Origin of the sequence: Lentzea sp. NPDC051208 (genome assembly GCF_040682435.1) — a bacterium.
GTDB lineage: Bacteria > Actinomycetota > Actinomycetes > Mycobacteriales > Pseudonocardiaceae > Lentzea > Lentzea kristufekii.
On sequence record NZ_JBFBAW010000010.1, the window covers coordinates 298,064 to 321,161 of the forward strand.

The window sequence follows — 23,098 nt, forward strand, 5'->3', positions numbered from 1 at the left end:
ATGAGGTCTGTGAATGAGAGCACGACGGCGGAAGCCGCCTGGCCGCCCGTGCCGGGCGAGGAGCAGTACTCGTCGCTCGCTCTGGCCAACAGCGCCATCGCACTGCCGGGCGGGCGCGTGCTGGACCTCCTCGGCACTCCCGCGCAGACGAACCTCTGGCTCACCGAACACGGCCTCGCGCCGGTCGACATCGGGATGCGGGAGATGTGCGCGACGCAGCTGCGTTCGCTGCGGGAACAGATCAGGGCCTTGTTCGACGCCCGCGTCGCCGGGCTGCCCGCCCTTCCCGCCGCCCTGTCGGCGGTCAACGACGCGCTGACCAGGGTGCCCACGGCACCGCTGCTGCACTGGGACGAGAAGAACGGTCCCTACCGGGCGACGCCCCACCCCACCACGGAGATCGTCGACCACGCCCTCGCGACCCTCGCCGCCAACGCGGCCGACCTGCTCACGGGCCTCGACGCGGAACGGCTCACCGCCTGCCAGTCCAGTCCGTGCAACCGCTACCTGCTCCGCCACGGTCGGCGCCAGTGGTGTTCCACCCGGTGCGGCGACCGCGCACGAGCCGCCCGTGCCTACGCCCGCCGCACCCAGTCCCAGACGGACTGACCAGGGTCACTGGTAGGAGACCATCGACGGTTTCGGTTCATAGGTCATGGTCTGCTCCGGCGTGAGCATCGGTTTGTCCTCGTCGTAGAAGTTCTTCCAGCCCATCGGCAGGTCACCGGGCCGGGCTCCCACCACGGAGTCCCAAGTGGACACCTTCTGGCCCGTCGTGCCCTGCCCGTCCATGTGGATCAGCAGCTGCACCTCGTCGCGGGTGGTGTCGAGCGACTGCTCGTTGCGGATCATCGACAGCTGGAACTGGTGCGCCACGAGCAACTTCTGCGGCAGGAACTTCGCGGCGGTCAGCTCGGCGAGCCACGCCGAGACCTCGTTGATCTCCGAGGCGTCGACACCGCCGATCTGCTGCAGCGGCACCTGGTCCGGCCCGAGCTTCCACTCGGGGTCGACGGCCAGGCCGACGTGGGGCATCTCCAGCAGGGACGCGTACCGCTTGGCCTGGTCCACCAGCCGGGCCCTGCCCGGTTGCAGGTCCAGGATCACGTACACGCCCTCCTTCCCGGCCCTCTCCGCCCACGGGCGCAACACCTCGACATCGGTCTCGCCCGAGTAGTCGCCGTCCGGGCCGGGGGAGCCCTGGGCGACGGTGGCGATGATCTCCAGGGTCGGCACGACGGGAACGTCGCTGAGCGGCTCGTACTCGGCGGCCAGCTTCTTGGCGCGTGCGATGGAACCTTCGAGGTCCTGCTCGCCGAGCGCGCCGAGCGCCGGCCCGTCCGGATGGCCGTAGAGGCAGACCAGCAGCCTGCCGGGGAACAGCACCTGCCCGCCGCCGGGCAGCAGGCCACCGCGGACCACCGTGTCGACCCGCTTGCGCAGCCGATCCGGCGGACCGAAGTCCTCGCCCAGCGCCAGCACCGCGGCGGACGGCTTCGCGCGCAACGCGTCGATCGCTGCCGCGTCGCTCCTCGGATCGGCGCCGTGCAGCGCGACGATCTGCGCGCCCGCGGCCCGTGCCGTGGCGACCGCGGCGACGTCGTCACGGCGGGTGTCCGCCAGCACCGTCACGTCCGCCGGCTGGGCGGGCTCGACGGCCGGCACCCCGGCGGGCAGATCCGTGATCGTGGCACCGTCCGCCGGTGCGTCGATCCCGACGACCTTGGCCTTGCCGGACCACGCCTCGACCTCACGGCGCGCGTCGGCGCCAACGGCGAGCACCACCTGCGGCGACAGCCTCCCCACCTCGTCCCGCACGGACGGGCCGCCCCGCTCGGGCGTGTCCTTCGAGGCGGGGACCTGGAGCACCGGTACCCCCAGCCGCTCGGCGAGGGGGCCCGCTCCGGCGGAGGCCGCGCGGTCCGTCTCCGCGGCTACCACCACGACGGGGGCGCTGCGAAAGAGGGCTGAACTCACGGCGATCGCCGACTCCGCACCAGGCTCGGCGTTCAGCACGACGGTCTTCTCAGGCGGTGCGGCCACGTCGGCCCTCAGCGCACCGCCCGGCCCCTCGGCCGTGAGTCCGAACGGCCCCGCGGTGCAGCCTGACACCAGCACGGACATCACCACGGCGAGGTGCCAGCGCTTCCGCACCGGCGCAACGGCTCCAGAAGACCTGTGATCAGCGCGTTCCAGCACGTCAACCGTCCTATGTGAACAGGTGGTCCGCCTCACTGCACGAGGGGTAGCCGGTGGAGAGCCGAATCCTCACCGACGACGCCACGACCACCCGAAAGAGGACATGAGCAGGGCAGATCGCCGCCAGGTCGCAGGGAGGTCTCCAGAACTAGCCCGACCGGTCCGCGCGCGGCTGATCGGCCTGGTGCACGTCCGGGATGCCGTCGTTGTCCGCGTCGCGGTTCTCTTCCTCGTAGATCCGGCGGTACACCCTGTTGCGCACGCGCAGGACCACCGTCGCGATCAACGCGGACAGAACGGAACCCAGCAGCACGGCCACCTTCGCGTTGCTGTAGCCCGCGCTGCCCTCGCCGAACGACAGTTCGCTGACCAGGAGCGAGACGGTGAAACCGATGCCGGCGAGGATCGACAGGCCGACCACGTCGATCCACGCCAGGTCGTCGTCCAGATCGGCCTTGGTGAACCGCGCGACCAGCCAGGTGGCGGCGGTGATGCCGATCGGTTTGCCCACCAGCAGGCCGAGCACGATGCCGAGCGTCACGCTGTCGGTGAGCGAGGTGACGAAGCCGCTCAGGCCTCCGATCGAGACACCGGCGGCGAAGAAGGCGAAGATCGGCACGGCGACACCCGTGGACAGAGGCTGCCACCGGTGCTGGAAGATCTCGGCCAGACCAGGACCTTCGCCGCACCGGCGGATCACCGGCACGGCGAACCCGAGGAGCACACCGGCGACGGTCGCGTGCACGCCTGAGGCGTGCATGAGTGCCCACGTCGCCACCGCCAAGGGGATCAGCAGCCACCATGACCGCACACGTCGCTGCACGAGCACCGTGAACAACGCCAATGGGACGAACATCAGCAGCAACGGCTGCAGTGCCAGGTCGTCGGTGTAGAACAGGGCGATGATCACGATCGCGATCAGGTCGTCGACGACCGCGAGGGTCAGCAGGAACGTCCGCAGCGCCGACGGGAGGCACCTGCCGATCACCGCGAGCACCGCGAGTGCGAACGCGATGTCGGTGGCGGTGGGGATGGCCCAGCCGGACAGCGCGGGCCCGCTGCCGAGGTTGACCGCGGTGTAGATCAACGCCGGCACGAGCACGCCGCCGAACGCCGCCGCGATCGGAACGGCGGCACGACGAGGATCACGCAGGTCGCCGGCGACGAACTCGCGTTTGAGCTCCAGGCCCGCGACGAAGAAGAAGATCACCAGCAGGCCGTCGGAGGCCCATTCGGCGAGACTGAGCCGCAGGTGCAGCGACTCGGGGCCGATCTCCACCGAGCGCAAGGTCTCGTAGAGCGACGACCAGGGCGAGTTGGCCCACACCAGGCCTACCACCGCCGCCACCAGCATGATTACGCCGCCGACGGTCTCAAGGCGGAGCAGGTCGGCGATGCGCTTGGCCTCGGGCCAGGACGCGCGGCTGAACAGCCGGGTCTTCACGGGTTCCACAGCTCACTCCGGGTGTCGTCGGCCGCATCGCCGACCAGACTTCCCGGCACACCATGCCGCTCGTCACGGCAACAGCCCGACCGTACCCCACGCTCGGGCATCGGGCTGTGTTGATGTGATCTTGGCCGAACGCGGCTCAGCGCTGGCACTGGTTGTTTCTACGGCAGCCTTCGTCTCGTCGTCCTGTCTGCGGAGTGCTGTTTCCGGTGCCGCACGATCGGCCGCATCTGCTCCTCCCACCACACCAACGCCTCGGCGGTACGGGGGAAGATGTCCAGCGCGTCGCCCAGCAGCTCGGCGCCGCCGATCGCGAGCGACGCGCCCTCGCCACCGGGCCGGCCCGTGCACCACGCGGCGTCGCCGACCAGCGCGATCTGTCCCGACACCCACCGGTCCGCATGCACCTGAAAGCTCGCGCGCCGCGTCACCGGGCCGGCGTCCACCTGGGACAGGAGATCGGGCGCGAGCCAGGGGAGATCACCGAAAGCCTTCCGCAGGGGGAGGGAAGCGTCGCCGTGCCAGGCGAACAGCGCCGCGGAACTGCCGTCGCTCAACGGGTGGACGCGGACCGATCGTCCCGCGAGGTCCATCCGGACCGCGCTCGCCGAGGCCGTTCCCAGGCGGCTCGACACCGACACCTCGGCCCGGCTGTGCTCTCGGCGTTCCACGAAGGCGGCACCACGCACCGCGGAACCGACACCGTCCGCGCCGACGACGAGGTCGAACCAGTCCTCGTCCCCGTCGGAGAAGGTGACCGTGACTCCGCAGTCGTCCTCGGCCAGTCCCAGCACGCCGGTGCTCCTGCGCGCTTCGACACCACCGATCGCGCCCCGCAGGACGGTCACCACGTCGGCGCGGCGGAGCACGGGCGTCGCCGTGGACGGCTTGGAGTACAACGCGAACGGAGTTCCCGCCACGTCGACCACGACCGTGTCGCACCGCGGTTGGCTGTGGGCGATCAACGCCGGCATCAGTCCCAGCCTGGTGGCCGCGTCATGGCCGATGCCGCGCAGCGCACGGGGAAATCCGGGGTCCGGAGACTGCTCGGCTCGTTCGACGAGAACCACGTCCCAGTCGCTGCGGCACAAGCGCAGCGCGGTGGCCAGTCCGGCGATGCCCGCGCCGACGACAAGAGCCCTTCTGGTGGGCATGACCGCTCCCTTCCGAACGGGGATACGTCACGCCGACCAGACTTCCCGGCACACCTTCGCACAGGGTAGTTCACGCCGACCCCGCGCGACAGCCACTGAATGCCCGCTCCTCCGCGTTCTCAGTGTGATCCGGTGAGCTGGCCGGACAGGCGGGTGTGCAGTCGTTCGCTGTGCGGGTCGAGCCCGATGATCAAGGCTTCGATGCCGCGCGAGGTGAACTTCGCGGTGACGGCGTCGAGCGTGGCGACGGCGGAGCTGTCCCACACATGTGCGCCGGAGAGATCGATGACCACTTTGGACACCGTGTCGGTGTAGTCGAAGGAGTGCATCAGCTCGTTGCTGGAGGCGAAGAACAGCTCGCCGGTGACGGCGTAGACGCGGATGGTGCCGTCCGGGTCGAGGACGCTGGAGACGTCGACCAGATGTGCCACGCGGCGGGCGAAGAAGATCGCCGAGAGCAGGGCGCCCGCGATGACGCCGAGTGCGAGGTTGTGGGTGGCGACGACCGTGCCGACGGTCACGACCATCACGGCGGTCTCGGTCTTGGGGGTGCGGCGCAGCGTGGAGAGCTTGACGCTGGTCCAGTCGAAGGTGCTGATCGACACGAAGACCATCACCGCGACGAGTGCCGCCATCGGGATCAGGGAGACGACCGGGCCGAGGGCGAAGACGAGGACCAGCAGGAAGACGCCGGCCGCGAGGGTGGACAGCCGGGTGCGGCCGCCGGACTTGATGTTGATGATGGACTGGCCGATCATCGCGCAGCCCGCCATGCCGCCGAGGAAGCCGGTGGCGATGTTGGCGATGCCCTGCCCGCGCACCTCCACGCCCTTCTTCGACGGGGTGTCGGTGAGGTCGTCGAGCAGCTGAGCGGTGAGCAGCGACTCGATCAGTCCGACGACCGCCAGCGTCAGCGCGAAGGGCGCGACGATCGTGAGGGTCTCCAGCGTGAACGGCACCATCGGCAGGCCGAAACCGGGCAGCGCGGTGGGCAGCTCACCCATTCCTCCGACGGTGGGCACGGCGATGTGCAGGAACACCGTGAGCGAGGTGATGACCACGATGGCCACCAGTGGCGCGGGAATCGCCTTCGTCAGCTTCGGCAGCAGGTAGATGATGCCCAGGCCGAGCAGCGCCAGGGCGATGACCGGCCAGCCGCCCTGGGTGATGTGGGGGACCTGCGCGGCGAACAGCAGGATCGCGAGGGCGTTGACGAAGCCGACCATGACGGTGCGCGGCACGAACCGCATGAGCTTGTGCACGCCGAGCAGGCCGAAGAGGATCTGGAACACGCCGGTGAGGACCGTGGCGGCGAACATGTACTCGACACCGTGGTCGCGCACCAGCCCCACGAGCACCAGGGCCATCGCGCCGGTCGCGGCGGAGATCATGCCGGGACGGCCGCCCGCGAACGCGATGATGATCGCGATGGTGAACGAGGCGTAGAGGCCGACCTTCGGGTCGACGCCCGCGATGATGGAGAACGACAGCGCCTCGGGGATCAGCGCGAGTGCGACGACCAGGCCGGAGAGCAGGTCGGCGCGGGGGTTGGAGAACCAGGTCGTGCGCACCCTCGACAGCAGTGAGGGACGCGGCGCAGCCACGTGTGAGGACAAGCGACACCTCAGGGTTGTGCGCGCGAGCAGACAGGAGGCTCGCGTGATGAACGGGACTCGGGTCCGCGCGCCCCGGGGCGCGCGGAAGGACGCCGACGCCGACACCGCCGTCGTCGTCGGCGTGAAGTGTTGTGTCCTGGTGCCGCGAACTTCTCGGGTTCGCTCACATGACGGGCCGCGGCGGCCGCGGTGATGACGACCGCGGTCGTCATCACCGCGTGCGGATCAGGCTTCGATGACGATCGGGATGACGACCGGGCGGCGGCGGTAGGTGCGTTGCGCCCACATCTGCACCTGTTGTGCGATGAGGCGTTCGAGCTCCGCCACGTCGCTGATGTTCTTCTCCGCGGCGCCGACGAGGGCCTTCTCGATGGCGGGGATCACCGGCTGGAACGTCGAGGCGTCGTGTTCGAAGCCGTGGGCGATGAAGTCGGGTGCGTCGTCGAGCCGGCCGGTGTCGGTGTCGATGATGGCGACCACGGTGATCATGCCCTCTTCGCCCAGCGTGCGGCGCTGTGCCAGGGAGTCCTCGGTGACGCCGCCGACGGTCTGGCCGTCGACGTAGATGTTGTGGATCTCGACCTGGCCGGTGACCGAGGCCCGGCCGTCGTGCAGGTCGACGACGTGGCCGTTGGCGGCGACGAGCACCCGGTCGCGGTCGACGCCGGTGCGGACGGCCAGCTCGGCGTTGGCTCGCAGGTGGCGCGCTTCGCCGTGCACGGGCAGGACGTTGGTGGGCTGCACGATGTTGTAGCAGTAGACCAGTTCGCCGGCGCTGGCGTGCCCGGAGACGTGGACCTTGGCGTTGCCCTTGTGCACCACGTTGGCGCCGAGGTCGGTCAGGCCGTTGATCACCCGGTAGATGGCGTTCTCGTTGCCGGGGATCAGGGAGCTGGCCAGCAGGACGGTGTCGCCCTCGACGATGACGATCTCGTGCTCGCCGGCCGCCATGCGGGACAGGGCGGCCATCGGCTCGCCCTGCGACCCGGTGCACACCAGGGTCACCTCGTGGGCGGGAAGCCGGTTGGCGTCCCTGACGTCCACGACGAGCCCGTCGGGCACCTTCAGGTATTCAAGCTCCGAGGCCAGGCCCATGTTGCGGACCATGGAGCGGCCGACGAAGGCGACCTTGCGGCCGTGTGCCGCGGCGGAGTCGAGCACCTGCTGGATGCGGTGCACGTGGCTGGCGAAGCTGGAGACGATCACGCGGCGCGGCGTGGTGCGGAACACCTCGTCGATCGCGGGGGCGAGATCGCGTTCGGAGGTGGTGAAGCCCGGCACGTCGGCGTTGGTGGAGTCGACGAGGAACAGGTCGACACCCTCCTCGCCGAGGCGGGCGAAACCCCGGAGGTCGGTGATCCGCTTGTCGAGCGGGAACTGGTCCATCTTGAAGTCGCCGGTGTGCAGCACGAGACCGGCGTTGGTGCGGATGGCGATGGCCAGGCCGTCGGGGATGGAGTGGTTGACGGCGAGGAACTCCAGGTCGAACGGCCCTCGGGTGACCTGTTCGCCTTCCTTGACCTCGACCAGGACGGGCTTGATCCGGTGCTCGGCCAGCTTGGCGGCCAGGAACTTCAGCGTGAGCCGGGAGCCGATGACCGGGATGTCACGTCGTTCCCGCAGCAGGTACGGCACGCCCCCGATGTGGTCCTCGTGACCGTGGGTCAGCACGATGGCGACCACGTCGGCCAGCCGGTCCCGGATGCAGCTCCAGTCCGGGAGGATCACGTCGACGCCGGGCTGGTGCTCCTCGGGGAACAGGACCCCGCAGTCGACGATGAGCAGCTTGCCCTCGTGCTCGAACACGGTCATGTTCCGGCCGATCTCGCCGAGGCCGCCGAGGGCGATGACCCGCAGGGCATCCGGGGCGAGTGCGGGCGGAGGGGTGGACGTTCGAGCCATGGTCACACCCTCACGTTACGTGAGAGTTCCTGGTGAGAGGAAATCGGCGGCGCGTGCCAGGCGTGACGTCCGTCAGTTCGAGGGCAGATGGGACCGCAGGGTCGTGGCGAAGTCCTCGGCGATGCGCAGCTGCGCGCGCAGCTGCTGGCACCGTTCGTCGGCGGCGGTCCAGAACCCGGACAGGCGGTCGAGGTGCTTGTCGCGATCGGGATCGTCACCGGCGGACAGCGCGTCGAGGATGCCGAGCAGCTCGCGCATCTCCTCGAGCTGGAAGCCGAGCGGTTTCATCCGCTTGATCACGTCGAGGCGTTGCACGTCAGGCTCGGTGTAGAGGCGGAACCCGCCCTGGCTGCGTGCGCTCGGCACCACCAGGTCGACCTCCTCGTAGTACCTGATCGTGCGCAACGACAGACCGGTCCTCTCGGCCACCTCCCCGATCTGCATGTGCCCGCCCACGACATCCCTTCTGAACCGCGCCACGATCACCGGCCATTCTGGCACCACGCCAGGTGCTCGTATCCCGCTCGTGCCTCCGGGGTCAGGCCCAGATTACCGTCACGTGAGGGTAGGGTTCGGCGAGATGTCGCCTACCCCGAAGGACCGCGAATGACCACCGCCACCCCGGTGACCGCCTCGTCCGCGACCGTGCTCGCGGAAGCGGGACGCAGGCGCACCTTCGCGGTGATCAGCCACCCCGACGCGGGCAAGTCGACCATGACCGAGGCGCTGGCCCTGCACGCGAAGGTGATCTCCGAGGCGGGCGCGGTGCACGGCAAGGCCGGCCGCCGCGGTGTGGTGTCGGACTGGATGGAGATGGAGAAGGCACGCGGGATCTCCATCACGTCCGCCGCGTTGCAGTTCTCCTACCGCGACTGCGTGATCAACCTGCTCGACACCCCCGGCCACGCCGACTTCTCCGAGGACACCTACCGGGTGCTGTCGGCGGTGGACTGCGCGGTGATGTTGCTCGACGCCGCCAAAGGCCTGGAACCGCAGACCCTCAAGCTGTTCGACGTCTGCCGGTACCGCGGCATCCCCGTGATCACGTTCATCAACAAGTGGGACCGCCCTGGCCGCAACGCGCTGGACCTGTGCGACGAGCTGGGTGAGCGGATCGGACTGCAGGCGATGCCGCTGACCTGGCCGGTCGGCGACGCGGGCCACTTCCGCGGTGTGCTCGACCGGCGCAGCGGACAGTTCGTGCGCTACCAGCGCACCGCGGGCGGAGCCACCGCCGCGGGCGAGGAGCACCTGCCGCCGAGCCAGGCCGAAGCCGAGGAGGGCGCGGGCTGGACGCGCGCCAGCGAGGAAGCGGAGCTGCTCGGCGCGTCCGGCGGCGAGTTCGAGCTCGAGCGGTTCCTCGACGCCACGGCGACACCGGTGCTGTTCGGGTCGGCCGTGCTCAACTTCGGTGTGCGGCAGCTGCTCGATCTCCTCGTCGAGATCGCACCACGTCCCACCGCGCGGCTGGACGCCGCCGGCGATCCGCGTGAGCTGGACACACCGTTCTCGGCGTTCGTGTTCAAGGTGCAGACGGGCATGGATCGCGCGCACCGCGACCAGATCGCGTTCGCGCGCGTGTGCTCCGGTGTGTTCGAGCGAGGCATGGTGGTCACCAACGCCGCCACGGGCAAGCCGTTCGCCACCAAGTACGTGCAACAGATGTTCGGCCAGCAACGCTCCACGTTGGACACCGCCTTTCCCGGCGACGTCATCGGGCTGGTCAACGCCAACGCGCTGCACGTGGGCGACACCCTGCACGCCGGCAAACCCGTGGTGCGCTTCCCCGGCCTGCCCAGCTTCGCGCCGGCGCACTTCGCCGTCGCGCGACCGGCGGACCTCAGCCGCTCCAAGCAGTTCCGCAAGGGCATCGAACAACTGGAGTCCGAAGGCATCGTGCAGATCCTGCGCTCACTGCGCCGCGGCGACGGGGCACCGGTGTTCGCCGCGGTGGGCCCCATGCAGTTCGAGGTCGCCGCACATCGCCTCGACGCGGAGTTCAAGTCGCCGGTGCGGCTCGAACCGTTGCCCTACACCGTCGTGCGCCGCCTGGCCGACCCCAGGCAGCGGTCCATCGTGGACAGCAACCGCACCGAGGTGCTCACCCGCACCGACGGCGTTGATCTCGCCCTGTTCCCCGACTCCACCGCGCTGGGTGTCCTGCGGCGCCTGCACCCCGAGGTGCGGCTGGAGTCCCTCGTCGCGGGAACCGACGACTGACCGTCCGCGGATCAGTTGTCCTGTGGGGTGCCAGAACTCACGCGCTGACCTGCGGTGGTCGGGCTCGGTCGTTCTGATCCAGCTGGGTGGCTGGCTGGTTCTGCTCGGCCGGTCCTCGGCAGCCAAGGACGTCGAGCTGCTGGTGTTGCGGCATGAGGTCGCGGTGTTGCGTCGTGGCGATCGGCGTCCGAGGTTTGATCGGGCTGATCGCGCGGTGCTGTCCGCGTTGACGCGGCGGTTACCGGTTTGGCTGCGAGAGCACCGGTTGGTGTCTCCGGGCATCGTGCTGCGGTGGCATCGGCGATTGGTCGCGAAGAAATGGACGTATCCGAGCGGGTTGGTCGACCGCGGGTCGATGAGACTGTCGTGGTGTTGATCGAGCGCATGGCGCGGGAGAACACGGGCTGGGGTTACCGCCGTATCCAAGGTGAACTGCTCAAGCTCGGCCACCGGACGGCCGCGTCGACTGTTCGCCGGGTGCTCACGCGGCTTCGGATTCCGCCTTCGCCGACTCGGGGCACCGACATGTCGTGGCGGCGGTTTCTGCGTGCTCAGGCGGCGAGCATGCTGGCGTGCGACTTCTTCCGTGTCGACTGCGTCGTCACGTTGAAGCGGGTGTACGTGTTCTTCGTGATGGAGGTCGGCACCCGCTACGTCCACATTCTCGGCACCACCACCAACCCCGACGGTCCGTGGACCACACAGCAAGCTCGCAACCTCGTCATGGAGCTGTATGACCGGGCCAGCGAGTATCGGTTCCTGGTTCGTGACAGGGCTGGCCAGTTCACGGCGTCGTTCGGTTCCGTTCTCGCGGACGCCGGCATCGCCATCGTGAAGATTCCGCCGCGATGTCCACGGGCCAACTGTTACGCCGAGCGGTTCGTCGGCACCGTACGGCGAGAGCTCACAGACCGACTACTGATCATCAACGAGCGTCACCTGACGTCAGTGTTGAACCGCTACGTGTCCCACTACAACCACCGACGGCCACACAGGGCGCGGGACCAGACTCCGCCGGTACCGGATCACCCCATCGCAGGGCCAGGTTGTAGATCCGTACGTCGTCGGCGAGTGCTCGGCGGATTGATCAACGAGTACGAACCTGCAGCTGCTTGATCCGCAGGTCAGGCCCGTTGGTTCGTGTTTGGCACCCCACACGCGGTACTCCGACGGGACCGTCCCGGTGGAGTCCTCCACGAGTATCGGCAGGCCGCTTGATCTGTGCGGACGTAATTTTCGGCACGCATAACGCCACCTGCCCACACCCCAACCGCCACCGCACGCGCCTGCGCTCGGTCGCCGCGACGCTGTGCACGGTGAACGTCAACTCACGCGCGCACACGGCGCATCGGACTTGGTGCCGCACGACCGGTTCTCCGTCCGCTGGACGCCGCACCTTCCACGCCTTCCGCTGCAGGCCTCACGCCTGCAAGCGCGTCGCCGGCTTCATCGAGTGCGCCGACAAAGCCAAGCCGGACGAAGAGCCCACTCCGGCCGACATCCTCGCCGAGCTCGGCGCGCTCATGTGCTCCCGGCGCAGGGGATCCAGCCTTCCTGCTCACAGGAGATCGTCGCCCACACGGTCTTGCCTCCGCCGGGCAGAGGGGAAACGCCCCATTTCCAGGACAGCTTGTCCACCATGATCAAGCCTCTGCCGCGGGTGTCGGCGATCCTGGACCGTCCGACCACCGGTTGCTCCGGTGAGGTGTCGTCGACTTCGACCCGCACCCGGCACGGCGACCGGCCGCGTCTGAGGCGGACCCCGTACGGGCTGCTGCCGTGCTCGTAGGCGTTGGTCAACAACTCGGTGCTGATCAGCAGCACCGTTTGCAGGTGGTCGTCGTCCAAGTCCGCCAGGGCGATGGCCGTCCACCGCCGTACTTGCACCAGTGGCGGCATCTGTTCGGTCGTCAAGCCCAGGATCAGCGGTTCGGGATCGTTCTCGACGCTCACGCGCGGACCGCCTCACGGTTGCCGCCCTGTTGACTCAAGGCGCACCGGCCAGCCCGGCATCCCACCGTAGACCTCGAAGAGCACACGACCAACTGGCGTCACCGTCGAGCACCCGCCGATTCCCAGCAGTCAGAGCGTCGTACGGCGGGGTATCACGAAGTGCCGCGTGCTGCGATCCGGACGAGCTCGCGTAGATCGATGACGCTTGCGCGTCCGATCACGCTCGTCCTGACACGGCGGATGCGCTGAACTCTGCGTCGATCGAATCAGCAGACAACCACGAGATGGTGTGACCACAAGCGTTTGATCCGATTGCTCGCGCTTCGTCAGCAGGCCGGACGGAAGGCTTCGAATTGTCCCTCGGCCTCCACGGCACCGGCACCGGACCGGGTGGTGTTGCCGACCTGCGCCGTGTCGGTGTGGGGTTGCCCCGTTTTGACGGACAGGGTCGATGAGGTGTGATCACGCTACCTGATCGACTGGTTGGTATTGGGTGGCTTCGTAGGTGGCGGGGCTGAGGTAGCCGAGGCTGGAGTGCCGGCGGCGGGTGTTGTACCAGCCCGATGTATTCGAAGATTGCCTTGTGCGCCTTGGCTTTCGTGGGCTAGGACTGCCGGTCGAGCAGTTCGGTCTTGATGGTGGCGAAAAACGACTCGGCGACCGCGTTGTCCCAGCATTGCCCCTTACGGCCGACGGACAGCCGGACTCCGGCATCACCGGCGGCTCGTGCGTGCTCAGGTAAGCCCGGTGAGTCATGCTCTGACTTCTCATATGCTGCCTGACCTGCGGCGACTGTGCAAGGTGCTCCTTTCAGGAGCTGTCTGGTGGTTGTGGTCGTTGTGGCGGAAGCCAGTTGCCGGCCCAGCGGGTGAGGAGCGGTCCGAGCGTGGCGAGGAGGAGTACGTACGCGGTGACCACAGGCCCCAGTTCGGTGCTGGTGGCGCCGGCCAGGCTCATGATGACGACGGAGAACTCGCCGCGCGCGATCAGCGCGGTGCCGGCGCGCAGGCGGCCGCGTGGGGCGATGCCGTCGCGGCGGGCGGCGTACCAGCCGGTGGCGATCTTCGTGACGATGCCCGCCGCGGCGAGTGCGAGTGCGACGGGCAGCACCGGGAGCAGCTCGGCCGGGCTGACGGCGAAGCCGATGGCGAGGAAGAACGCCGCGGCGAACAGGTCGCGCAGGGGCGCGAGGACGGCGCGGGCCCGTTCGGCGGTGGCGCCGGTGAGGGTGAGCCCCACCAGGAACGCGCCGACGGCGGCCGAGACGGACACCAGTTCGGCGAGTGCGGCGACGACGAGGGTGCTGCCCAGGACGCGGAGCATGAGCTGTTCGTCGTCGGGGTGGGCGAGCCAGCGGTTGACGTGGTGGCCCCAGCGGTGGGAAGCGGCGAAGGCCGCCGTCACGCTGGCGATCGCGATGACGACGCCGAGCAGGGCCTGCCACCAGCTCCCGCCGGAGGCCAGCACCACGAGCACCGGCAGGTAGATCGCCATGGCGAAGTCCTCCATCACCAGGACGGAGAGGATCGCCGGCGTCTCGCGGTTGCCGAGACGGCGCAGGTCGCCCAGCAGCCGGGAGATGATGCCGGAGGAGGAAACCCAGGTGGCGCCCGCGAGCGCCAGGACGCCGGGCCACGGCAGGTCCAGCAGCCATCCCGCGACCAGCCCTGGTGCCGCGTTGAGGACTAGGTCGACCAGCGCGGAGGGAACGTGGCGGCGCAGGCTGTGGGTGAGCTCGGCGGTGTTGAACTCGAGCCCGAGGGTGAGCAGGAGCAGCACGACGCCGATGGAGGCGCCGACCTCGACGAAGTCGCCGGCGGCCGGCACCGGCGCGATGCCGCCGTTGCCGAGCGCGAGACCGGCGAGCAGGTACAGCGGGACGGGGGAGAACGACCACCGTCTCGCGGCCGCGCCGAGGACGCTGAGCCCGACGAGGATGACGCCGAGTTCGAGCAGCAGCGCCAGAGACGTGTGCACAGTCAGCCTTCGATGATCCGGCGCATGCCGTTGATGCCGTCGTGGGTGCCGATCACGACGAGCACGTCGCCCGCGCGCAGCACCTCGTCGGGGCTGGGGGAGGCGATGACGTCCTCGCCGCGCACGATCGCGACGACCGACGCCCCGGTGCGGGTGCGGGCGCGGGTGTGGCCCAGCGGTGCGCCCGCGTGCGCGGACTCGGCGGGCACGACCACCTGGCCGGCGCTGAGCCCCGGGACCTCCTTGGTCAGGTCGGCGAACCGCTCGGCGATGCGCGGGGCGCCGAGGATCTCGGCGACGGTGTCGGCCTCGGCGGTGGTGAGCCGGAACAGCGGCTGCGCCTCGTCCGGGTCGTCGGCCGCGTAGGAGATCACTTCGAAGTTGCCCTCGCGGCGCGCGATGATGCCGATGCGGTCACCGTCGGCGTTGGTGAACTCGTAGCGCAGGCCGACGCCGGGCAGCAGAACCTCGTTCACGTCCATCGGGTCATCATGGCAAGCCGCGCGTACAGGACTGCCCAGAGGGCAGGGGCTCGCTGCTCGGGCATGCCGTGGCCGGACATCTCGAATGCTGGTCGCGTTCAGCGAGCAGGTCGAGCTCGGTCTGCAGCGCCTCAGCGAGTGCGGACAGGTCGGGCACGTGGTCAGGGTCGGCGACCACCGTGATGGTGAACGCGTCGGCGTAGGACAGTGCCGCGAACGCCACCGTCACGTTGCCAGTGGTCGCCGATAGCGGGATGAGGCCGACGACCTGCGCGCTGGCTAGGCGCACGGGGTGGTCAGGGCCATGCAAGTTGGTCACGAAGGTGTGCACCATGCGTTGGTGGTTCGTGAACCAGTCCGCCATTCCGAAGGCCTTCGACGCCCGGAAGATCGGCGTGGCCGACACCACCGACTTCTTGTGTGACCGCGTGATGGCGGCGATTCGCGTCAGGCGTAACCAGCGGTCGCCGCCGGTCGGCAGTGCGACGGGCATGACGCCGGTGCTGTTGCCGAGGTGGGCGGCGGTGGTCGAGCGACGAGTCGACACGGGGATCGAGACGACCAGCTCGTCGAGGTGCTCACCTCGTCCGGTCAAGACCGTGTCCAGTGCACCTGTGACGGCGGTGAGCAGGGCGTCGTTGACCGTGCCTCCGTAGCGGTGTGCGGCGGCGTGCAGGCGGGAAACGCTGGCCCGTGCCGTGGTCTGCTGCCGCCGTGGGCCGGTCGGTTGGTTCAGGGAACAGCGCGTACCGCGTGATGGCCACCGCAACCTGGGGAACGAGACATGCCCAGGCAGTCTCAGCCGGGCCGTCCAGGCGTCCTTCGCGAGCTCACGACCGGAAGGCGCGGGAGTGGGAAAGGGCGCGATCTCGGCATGAGGCGCACCGTCGACCAGGTTTGCCAGTACAGCCAGGCCGCCGATGCCGTCGGACAGCACGTGGTGGAACACCAGGATCAGCGCCGCTCCGGCCTCTGCCAGCCCGGTGACCAGCGTCGCTGACCAGAGTGGTGACGAGTGGGGCAACGGGCGTATCACCAGCGAGGAGGCGACGTCCAGCAGTGCCGCCTCGTCGCCAGGAGCTGGACAGACCACGCGGCGCACGTGTCGGGTGATGTCGAACTCGGCGTCGTCGATCCAGATGGGACGGCCACAGCCGAAAGGCGCTCTGACCAGGCGCCGGCGCAGCCGCGGGACAGTCCGGACACGGTCGGCGAGCAGGGCCTCGACGCTGCCGGGATCTCGTTCCAGCACCACTATCGCGCCGACCTGCATACCGGAGGCCAGCGACACCATGTCGTCGGAACTCGCCCGGTCGATCATCGGCCATGCCGTTCGGCCCGCTGTTTGATGCCGCGCAACATCTTCTGCTCCATCACCAGGCTTCCCGGCTCAATCACGAGCTGGTTGAACCACCGGACGAGCAGTGACGCGTCAGGGACGGCGATGCGGTTGCGGCTGATCAGCCTGGTGCCGCTGGGGACCTCGTGCAGCACGAACGACCAGATCCACCGCCCGTCGTCGGAGCGCAGCACGAGCGCGTGATCGGGTTCGAGCACCTCCACCAGTAGCTTGGGGCCTCCTTCGCCGACCGGCAGGACGTCCCCGATGTGCAGGTCCTGGAACTGCGGGAGGATCTCGTCGGCGCTGTGCATGTTCAGGCCGAACAGGTTCTCGATCCAGTCGTAGGTGTAGGCACCGCCGCGCCCGCTGCCCATCTGCACCAGCCACGGCCAGATCCGGCCAGGAGGCGCCTCGACGGTGATCGCGCGGGTGGTCAGCAGGTCGGGCCGGGGCAGCAATTCGTCACCGGGCAACGCGGCTTGGGCCTCCTGCTCGGTCGCGCCCCAGGTTTGGCACCACTCGCGCCACAACAGCGGATACGACGCCACCGCCGCGAGGGCGGCACCCACTGTTACTACCGCGATTTTGCTTGTCCTCATGACTTCTACGGTGCTTCAGCGAGTTCGTCTTGCTCAGAGTCGTAGGACCCGATCCGGTAAGGCCGTCAGAGGTGGTCGGACCTCACGTCGTCACGGCGCGGCGCAGCCGCCACGCGCCCAACGTGAACAGCACGATCGCGAACCCCAGCAGCACACCCAAATGCGGCAGCACCGTGAGGACGTCGCCGCCGCGCCGGGTCAGCGCTGCGAACGCGTCGTTGGCCCAGCCGTGCGGGGTGGCGAAAGCGACTGTCCGCAGGGCGGGGCTGAAGAACTCGATCGGCACCATGCACCCGCCGAAGGCGGCGAGGCCCAGTCCGAGCAGGATTCCCGCACCCGCGGACTGCTGCTGTGTCCGGCACATCGCCCCGAGGAGCAGTCCTGCTCCGCCGGACACCAGCGCGAACGCGCACACCAGTGCGGCCGAAGCGAGCGGGTCGCCCCACTGCACACCGAACAGCAACGCCGAGCCGGCGACCACGATCAGGCCCTGCAACAGCGCGATCGCCACTCGGCCGAGTGCCTCGCCCGCGATGATCGTCCGCGGGGGAGTCGGGGTGGCGAGCATCCGCCGTGTGACACCGAGTGTGCGGGTCTCCACCAGTGCGGCCGCCGCGGTGAGCGCGTTGAGGAAGGTGAACACGATCAGCTGGCTGGCCGCGCCGAGGTCGAACCCCGAGTAACCCTCGGGGAACAGCGCCGCGCCGGCCGTGGTCGTGCTCACCTCGATCGGCTCCACCCGTGTCGAGTCCACGAGGGACAGTGCGGAGCCGCGGTCGAGCCCGGTACGCGATGAGACGAACTCGCCTACTGCCAGCCGGTTCGCCTCGCTCGTCAGCACCGTGGTGACGAGCATCTGCAGTTGCTGACCGGTCCGATCAGCGCGCACGAGCAGTCTTGGCGTCTCTTGTGCGGAACGGATCAGGCCGGCGCTGACCTCGCCGTGTTCCACTGCTGTGCGCAAATCGGCCTCGTTCGTGAAGTCCCTCACCCGCAGTCCGGGTTCCGCACTCAGCGCACCGGCCTGGCCGACGACGCCGAGCACCGGCGTGCTCGTGCCCCCGAACGCGATGCCGATGATGAACACCAGCATCAGGGGCAGCGCCACGAGGAAGAACAATCCGGTGCGATCACGCAGAGCGCGACGGACGTTGATCCAGCCGATCGCCCAGATCTTCACCGCTGCACCGCCTTTCGGAACAGCAGCACCGCTGCTGTGCACGTGACCGCGGCGAACACGGTCATTGCTGCGACCGAGGGCAACACGGCGGTGACCTCGCCACCCGCCAGGTCGGCGAGGCCGCGCAGGAACCACCGGTGAGGTGCGATCAAGCTGACCATCTCCAGGAAGCCTCCGGCTTGGCCGACCGGGAAGAACGCGCCGCCGAGCGAGCCGAGCACAATCGCGACGACGGCCTGCCAACCACCCGCCTGGTCCGCGGTCTTCGCGATCGACGCGACCACCGCCATCGCCCCGGTAGCGGCCAGTACGCCGGAGACGACGAGCAGGGCGACACCTGCGGCGTTTCCCCAGTGAGCGCCCATGAGCAACGAACTCGCCACGACCAGCACGGTCATGCTGAGCACGCCGATCACCACGCTCGTCAGCAGTTTGCCCGCGAAGATTGAGGACCGACGCACCGGTGCGGCGAGCAAACGTGCCATCGTACCGAGGCGACGCTCTTCCAACAGACCGGTCACCCCCAGCTGCACAGCGAAGAACAGGAAGAACACCGCCATACCCGCGGCATAGCCGGTTTTCGGGTCAAGCTGCCGGGTGGCTGTGGTGTCCTCTGCCACGACGACGCGCGGCAGGGAGGCCGCGGCTTCGGCGGCGAGTTCGGCCGGTGACGCGGCGAGTCCGGAGTGGAGGGTCGCGGTGACCGCTTGGCGTGCCGCGGTGAGACGGTCCGCGTAGGCCTGCGCCAGGGACCGGGCGACCTGGGTGCCGGTCGGGGCATCCACGTCACCGACGACCCCGATCCGGGCCGCGCGGCCCGCGAGCACGTCCTCGGTCAGCCCCGCCGGCAGCAGGAACGCCGCCGTGGCCTCACCGTTGTCCACCAACGCGCGGGCCTCCTGCTCGGACGACACCGTCCGGATCTCGATCGCGCCCGAGCTCGCGGCCCCTCTCAGCACCTCGCCGGTGAACGTCGTGGCGATCGCGCCGCGGTCGGAGTCCACGACGGCGTAGCGGAACAGTTCGCTGTCGCCGCCGACATTGCCCAGGATGAGGGTGAAGATGCCGGCGAGCCCGAGCGGAAGGACGAAGGCGAGCACGTACGCCGTCCGGTCCCGCGCCCGCTCGCGCAGGTCTCGGGCGGCGATCAGCAGTGCGTGGCGCATGATCACTCCCGTAGCGCCTTGCCGGTGAGGTGCAGGAAGACCGTCTCCAGGTCTGGTTCGGTCACCTCGACTGACCGCACCACGACACCGTTGGACGAGATCGCGGACAGCACCACGGGCAGGCATTCACGTGCGTCGTCGACCACTAGCTCGATGCCTTGCCCGTGCGCGGCCACCTGGCGGACGTGCTGAACGGCTCCGAGCATGGTGGCGGCGTGCAAGAGGTCTCCGTCCAGCTGCAACGAGATCCGGTCGTGCTCTCCCAGGCGCTCGACGAGTTGGCGTTGCGTTCCTTCGGCGACCAGCCGGCCGGAGTCGATGATGCCGACGCGGTCGCAGAGCCGTTCGGCCTCCTCCATGTAGTGCGTGGTGTAGAGGATTGCCATGCCGTCCGCGGCGAGTGCCCGCACGTTGTCCATGATCTGGTTGCGGCTCTGCGGGTCGACGCCTGCTGTCGGCTCGTCCAGCACCAGCAACTTCGGCTCGTGCAGCAGTCCGATCGCCACGTTGAGCCGGCGCTTCATGCCACCCGAGTACTCGCGTGCCAGATCGTTGGCGCGGTCGCTCAAGCCCACGACGTCGAGGACGTGGTCGACGCGGGACCGCTTGGCGCCGTACAGGCTTGCGAAGAACCGCAGGTTCTCCCGTCCACTGAGGTCCGGGTACAGCGCGAGTTCTTGGGGCACGTAGCCGACGAGTCGTTTGGCGGCGGTGGCACGTGTCGACATCGGCTGGCCGGCGATGAGCACTTCACCGGCGTCGGGCGAGAGGACGCCCGTGATCATCGAGATGGTGGTCGTCTTGCCCGCGCCGTTCGGGCCGAGCAGCCCGTAGGTCTCGCCTTCGGCGATCGTGAACGACACGTCGTCGACGGCCAGCACCTCGCCGAACCGGCGACTCAGGCCGGTGCACGACAGAACCGTCATGACGTGCTGTCCAGCATGCCAGGGCCGAACACCTCATATCGGATGTCGTCGGTGTGCACGCCTCGGCGGAGAAGTCCCGCGCGCATGTCGCGCATGAACGTGATCGGCCCGCACAGGTAGGCGATGGCATTGGGCGGCAACGGAATCGCGTTCACGTCGACGAGTCCTGCCTGCCCGCCGTCACCGCCGTTCTCGTACCAGGTGAGGTGCTGGAAGCCGGCGAGGCGGGCGTACTCGGCGCGATGTGCGTGCCGATCGGGCGAAGCCTCGGCGTGCACGGCGACGACCGCGCGAGCGGGCTCCGCGGCCGAGATGTGGTCGAGCATCGACAGCATCGTGGTGATTCCGATGCCGGCGCTGATCAGCACCACGGGCCGGTCGCCGGGCTTGAGCGTGACCTCACCGGCCGGCGGGCCGACGAGCACGACGTCGTCCGCGTGCACGTGGTCGTGCAGGAAGTTCGACACCGCGCCGTCCGGGGCGCCGTCCGCGCCGCGAACTCGTCGCACGGTGATGCGGAGCTCGCCGCGGCCGGGTGCCTGCGACAGGGAGTACTGGCGCGGCTGCCGGTGCCCGTCCGGCAGGTCGACGGCGATCGACACGTACTGCCCCGGCTCGAACGCCGGGACCGGTCCGCCGTCGTCGGGCAGCAGGGTGAAGGACACCGTGTCGGTTGCTTCCTCGTCGCGCTTGGCGATGCGCCAAGGGCGCCACAGCGTGTCGGGGGAGACGCCCGCCTTCTGGTACAGACCTGCTTCGGCGGCGATCAGCGAGACCGCGAACAGCCAGTAGACCTCGTCCCAGGCGGCCGCGACCTCCGGCGTGACGGCGTCGCCGAGCACGGTGGCGACGGCGCCGATGAGGTGCTTGCCGACGATCGGATACTGGTCGGGCCGCACTCCGAGCGAAACGTGCTTGTGGGCGATGCGTTCCGCGATCGGGCCGAACGGCGTGCCCTCGAGCAGGTGCTGGGCGTAGGCGACCACCGCGGCGGCCAGCGCGATCTGCTGCTTGCCGCTGGCCTGGTTGCCGCGGTTGAACAGGTTCAGCAGTTCCGGGTGCGCGGCGAACATCGACGGGTAGAACTCGGCGGTGATCTCGGCGGCGTGGTCGCGGACGACGGGCAAGGTCGCACGTACCACGGCAGCTGACGCAGCGGAAAGCACAAGTAGCTCCTGAGGACGAAATCCGAGGTGGAACTGACGGCGCGGTGGCGCGCGATCACCTCTTGAGCTTGCGCGATCAGGGGCAGGCGAACGCAGGTGAGAACGTCGCTTCCGAGTCGGGACCATCGTCCCGTGGCTTTACGACCGGACGGCCTTGGCGGGAACACCCTCAGGCCGTTCCTGTGCACCACGATCCCTCATGATGCGGGTCAGTGCTGCGCCGGTGACGGCCGCCATCGTGGCCGCCATCAGCAAGCCGCCGAGGGCGCCGATGAGCGCGATGAGTTCTGGTGGCTGACCTGGCTGCCACAGGGGAGTGGTGACCGCGGTGAACACCAGAAGGCCAGCTCCCCACGCGAAGGCGTTGGCCCAGATCCACCGATGGGCGTGAGGGAGATGGTTGCGCAGCACAAGCCACTGCGCGGTTCCCAGCGACAGCAGCACACCGATGCCCGCCACCGCGGCGATGGGCAGCACGGCCGTGAGCGGCAGCGCGTTGAGCCGATCGCCGTTGTGCACGACGAGCATTGCGAGCGCCCACGCGAATCCCGCTGCCAGGGCGGTGGCGCTGATCCAGCTGTAGCTGTTCAGGGTGCGATCGACGCGACGCAGCACCACGGCTTGCGCCGCGCCGAGAACGGCACCCTCGACCACTCCGGCGAGAACGAGAAGCTGCGGTGACGATGTGAGTGCGCCGACGAGTGCGGGCGCGAGGAAGCCCGCGAACTCTCCCGCTGTCGTCCAGCGGAACCACGACCGCCAGACCGTGCTTGTGGCCAGTTCAGTTCTCATACACCAACGTTGCGCGCTGAAGCGTTCTAAGTGGAGGGACCAACGTCCCCATTCGACCGGTGCGCAATACCGTGCGTTCCTGGGCCGGTTGTTCAGTTCCAGAGGGAGGGACGAAGCCAATCAGGAGCTGGAGTTCCGAGCTCTCGAGCGCCACGCCACAGCACGGTCGCGCACACGGCGATCATGACGGCGAACAGTCCCGCGACCGGCCAGTTGGGCTGCTGACCGTTGATGAGCAAGGCGATGGCCATCGCCCAGATGGCGAGGCCCATGGTCAGCACCTTGATCAGGACAACGGCACCGAGGACGGGCGCGGCCACGTGACCTCTGACCAGCGCGACACCGGTGGCGATGACGGCGGGCAGCGCGACCGCGAGGTCGGCGACGTAGACCGGGTACGGCAGTTCACCCACGTTGAGCGTGCCGGGCAGACCGCCACCGATGGTCGGCACGATGTCGGACAGCCACAAGCCTGCGAACGCCAGGCCGATCACGATCAGGAACCAGCCGACGCCGGCATGGGCGTTGAGCGGAACCCGGCGTACGTCGATGCGTGCGATGCCGTCGATGAGAGCGGCAATCGAGAGCGTCAGCGCCGCGAGGTAAAGCAGGAACGCGGAGTTGTGCGGCACGCCGAAGGCGTAGATCAGGTATGTGTAGGCGATGTAGCCGAGAAGCCCGAGCCACAGCAGGTGTCCGCGCAGCGATCCCGCGCTGCTGCGACGGCCCGCCCAGACCAGAACCGGCACGATCGCCAGCGTCAGTACGTCCTGCGCCAGCGACTCGAGGTGCACCGTGCGGTCCAGCCGGTAGGCGCGGTCGGAGAACAGGCCGTACAGCGTCGCGGTGACGAGAACGGGCGCCAGCAGCCACGTGACCCCGTTCGTCCACCACGCCCGCAACGGGCGCGTCGCAGTGGTGCTGGATGTTCGAAGTGTGCTCATGACTCAACGATGCGCTGCCAGCGGCTTGGA

At 68.9% G+C, this 23,098-nt stretch carries 20 protein-coding genes; 3 read left to right on the forward strand and 17 right to left on the reverse strand.

What is annotated here, in order from left to right:
* Positions 1–609, forward strand: coding sequence for an ABATE domain-containing protein (locus tag AB0M48_RS25515; protein ID WP_363846469.1), 609 nt, complete (start codon positions 1–3; stop codon positions 607–609).
* A gap of 6 nt (positions 610–615) precedes the next feature.
* On the opposite strand, the gene AB0M48_RS25520 is transcribed toward AB0M48_RS25515, so the two are convergent.
* From AB0M48_RS25520 to AB0M48_RS25545, 6 genes are all read right to left on the reverse strand, one after another.
* Positions 616–2,154 carry a hypothetical protein gene (locus tag AB0M48_RS25520; protein ID WP_363846471.1) on the reverse strand — a complete coding sequence of 513 codons (1,539 nt, stop codon included), beginning with the start codon at positions 2,152–2,154 and terminating at the stop codon, positions 616–618.
* A 193-nt stretch (positions 2,155–2,347) separates the two neighbouring features.
* Positions 2,348–3,652, reverse strand: a complete 1,305-nt coding sequence (gene nhaA / locus AB0M48_RS25525; protein ID WP_363846473.1) for a Na+/H+ antiporter NhaA — start codon at positions 3,650–3,652, stop codon at positions 2,348–2,350.
* A 158-nt stretch (positions 3,653–3,810) separates the two neighbouring features.
* On the reverse strand, positions 3,811–4,803 hold the full coding sequence (locus tag AB0M48_RS25530) for an FAD-dependent oxidoreductase (RefSeq protein ID WP_363846475.1): 993 nt from the start codon (positions 4,801–4,803) through the stop codon (positions 3,811–3,813).
* A 119-nt stretch (positions 4,804–4,922) separates the two neighbouring features.
* Entirely contained in the window at positions 4,923–6,419 is a 1,497-nt protein-coding gene (locus tag AB0M48_RS25535) for a SulP family inorganic anion transporter (protein WP_363846477.1), read from the reverse strand.
* Between the two features lie 225 nt (positions 6,420–6,644).
* Positions 6,645–8,321 (reverse strand): ribonuclease J, encoded by a 1,677-nt coding sequence (locus AB0M48_RS25540; protein ID WP_363846479.1) that lies wholly within the window; start codon positions 8,319–8,321, stop codon positions 6,645–6,647.
* Between the two features lie 72 nt (positions 8,322–8,393).
* Positions 8,394–8,765, reverse strand: coding sequence for a MerR family transcriptional regulator (locus AB0M48_RS25545; RefSeq protein WP_030476194.1), 372 nt, complete (start codon positions 8,763–8,765; stop codon positions 8,394–8,396).
* A 162-nt stretch (positions 8,766–8,927) separates the two neighbouring features.
* Here AB0M48_RS25545 and AB0M48_RS25550 point away from each other — a divergent pair, with 162 nt between their 5' ends.
* Positions 8,928–10,541 carry a peptide chain release factor 3 gene (locus AB0M48_RS25550; protein WP_363846481.1) on the forward strand — a complete coding sequence of 538 codons (1,614 nt, stop codon included), beginning with the start codon at positions 8,928–8,930 and terminating at the stop codon, positions 10,539–10,541.
* 291 nt (positions 10,542–10,832) lie between these two features.
* Entirely contained in the window at positions 10,833–11,657 is an 825-nt protein-coding gene (locus AB0M48_RS25555) for an integrase core domain-containing protein (protein WP_363846483.1), read from the forward strand.
* Between the two features lie 405 nt (positions 11,658–12,062).
* Here AB0M48_RS25555 and AB0M48_RS25560 read toward each other — a convergent pair whose 3' ends face one another.
* From AB0M48_RS25560 to AB0M48_RS25610, 11 genes are all read right to left on the reverse strand, one after another.
* A complete protein-coding gene (locus tag AB0M48_RS25560) occupies positions 12,063–12,494 on the reverse strand; it encodes an ATP-binding protein (RefSeq protein ID WP_363846485.1) in 432 nt (143 codons plus the stop codon).
* A gap of 810 nt (positions 12,495–13,304) precedes the next feature.
* Positions 13,305–14,471: a cation:proton antiporter gene (locus AB0M48_RS25565; protein WP_363846487.1), complete on the reverse strand. Its 1,167-nt coding sequence runs from the start codon at positions 14,469–14,471 to the stop codon at positions 13,305–13,307.
* 2 nt (positions 14,472–14,473) lie between these two features.
* A complete protein-coding gene (locus tag AB0M48_RS25570) occupies positions 14,474–14,953 on the reverse strand; it encodes a cation:proton antiporter regulatory subunit (protein ID WP_363846489.1) in 480 nt (159 codons plus the stop codon).
* 7 nt (positions 14,954–14,960) lie between these two features.
* Positions 14,961–16,274 carry a wax ester/triacylglycerol synthase domain-containing protein gene (locus AB0M48_RS25575; RefSeq protein ID WP_363846490.1) on the reverse strand — a complete coding sequence of 438 codons (1,314 nt, stop codon included), beginning with the start codon at positions 16,272–16,274 and terminating at the stop codon, positions 14,961–14,963.
* Positions 16,271–16,894: an SRPBCC family protein gene (locus tag AB0M48_RS25580; protein ID WP_363846492.1), complete on the reverse strand. Its 624-nt coding sequence runs from the start codon at positions 16,892–16,894 to the stop codon at positions 16,271–16,273. The genes AB0M48_RS25575 and AB0M48_RS25580 overlap by 4 nt, the downstream gene beginning before the upstream one ends.
* Positions 16,895–16,976: 82 nt before the next feature.
* Positions 16,977–18,074 (reverse strand): ABC transporter permease, encoded by a 1,098-nt coding sequence (locus AB0M48_RS25585; protein ID WP_363846494.1) that lies wholly within the window; start codon positions 18,072–18,074, stop codon positions 16,977–16,979.
* Positions 18,071–19,240, reverse strand: coding sequence for an ABC transporter permease (locus AB0M48_RS25590; protein WP_363846496.1), 1,170 nt, complete (start codon positions 19,238–19,240; stop codon positions 18,071–18,073). The genes AB0M48_RS25585 and AB0M48_RS25590 overlap by 4 nt, the downstream gene beginning before the upstream one ends.
* 2 nt (positions 19,241–19,242) lie before the next feature.
* Complete coding sequence (locus AB0M48_RS25595) at positions 19,243–20,166, reverse strand: ABC transporter ATP-binding protein (protein ID WP_363846498.1); 924 nt, start codon at positions 20,164–20,166, stop codon at positions 19,243–19,245.
* Positions 20,163–21,332 (reverse strand): globin domain-containing protein, encoded by a 1,170-nt coding sequence (locus tag AB0M48_RS25600; protein WP_363846500.1) that lies wholly within the window; start codon positions 21,330–21,332, stop codon positions 20,163–20,165. The genes AB0M48_RS25595 and AB0M48_RS25600 overlap by 4 nt, the downstream gene beginning before the upstream one ends.
* A 138-nt stretch (positions 21,333–21,470) precedes the next feature.
* A complete protein-coding gene (locus AB0M48_RS25605) occupies positions 21,471–22,124 on the reverse strand; it encodes a hypothetical protein (protein WP_363846502.1) in 654 nt (217 codons plus the stop codon).
* A 92-nt stretch (positions 22,125–22,216) separates the two neighbouring features.
* Positions 22,217–23,068, reverse strand: coding sequence for a hypothetical protein (locus tag AB0M48_RS25610; RefSeq protein WP_363846504.1), 852 nt, complete (start codon positions 23,066–23,068; stop codon positions 22,217–22,219).
* Positions 23,069–23,098 lie beyond the last annotated feature (30 nt).

Bases quoted from the DNA above. Each gene is read 5' to 3' on its own strand.
- AB0M48_RS25515 (WP_363846469.1), top strand. From the start codon at position 1: ATGAGGTCTGTGAATGAGAGCACGACGGCGGAAGCCGCCTGGCCGCCC.
- AB0M48_RS25530 (WP_363846475.1), bottom strand. From the start codon at position 4,803: ATGCCCACCAGAAGGGCTCTTGTCGTCGGCGCGGGCATCGCCGGACTG.
- AB0M48_RS25540 (WP_363846479.1), bottom strand. From the start codon at position 8,321: ATGGCTCGAACGTCCACCCCTCCGCCCGCACTCGCCCCGGATGCCCTG.
- AB0M48_RS25545 (WP_030476194.1), bottom strand. From the start codon at position 8,765: ATGCAGATCGGGGAGGTGGCCGAGAGGACCGGTCTGTCGTTGCGCACG.
- AB0M48_RS25550 (WP_363846481.1), top strand. From the start codon at position 8,928: ATGACCACCGCCACCCCGGTGACCGCCTCGTCCGCGACCGTGCTCGCG.
- AB0M48_RS25570 (WP_363846489.1), bottom strand. From the start codon at position 14,953: ATGGACGTGAACGAGGTTCTGCTGCCCGGCGTCGGCCTGCGCTACGAG.
- AB0M48_RS25575 (WP_363846490.1), bottom strand. From the start codon at position 16,274: ATGATCGACCGGGCGAGTTCCGACGACATGGTGTCGCTGGCCTCCGGT.
- AB0M48_RS25580 (WP_363846492.1), bottom strand. From the start codon at position 16,894: ATGAGGACAAGCAAAATCGCGGTAGTAACAGTGGGTGCCGCCCTCGCG.
- AB0M48_RS25590 (WP_363846496.1), bottom strand. From the start codon at position 19,240: ATGCGCCACGCACTGCTGATCGCCGCCCGAGACCTGCGCGAGCGGGCG.
- AB0M48_RS25595 (WP_363846498.1), bottom strand. From the start codon at position 20,166: ATGACGGTTCTGTCGTGCACCGGCCTGAGTCGCCGGTTCGGCGAGGTG.
- AB0M48_RS25605 (WP_363846502.1), bottom strand. From the start codon at position 22,124: ATGAGAACTGAACTGGCCACAAGCACGGTCTGGCGGTCGTGGTTCCGC.
- AB0M48_RS25610 (WP_363846504.1), bottom strand. From the start codon at position 23,068: ATGAGCACACTTCGAACATCCAGCACCACTGCGACGCGCCCGTTGCGG.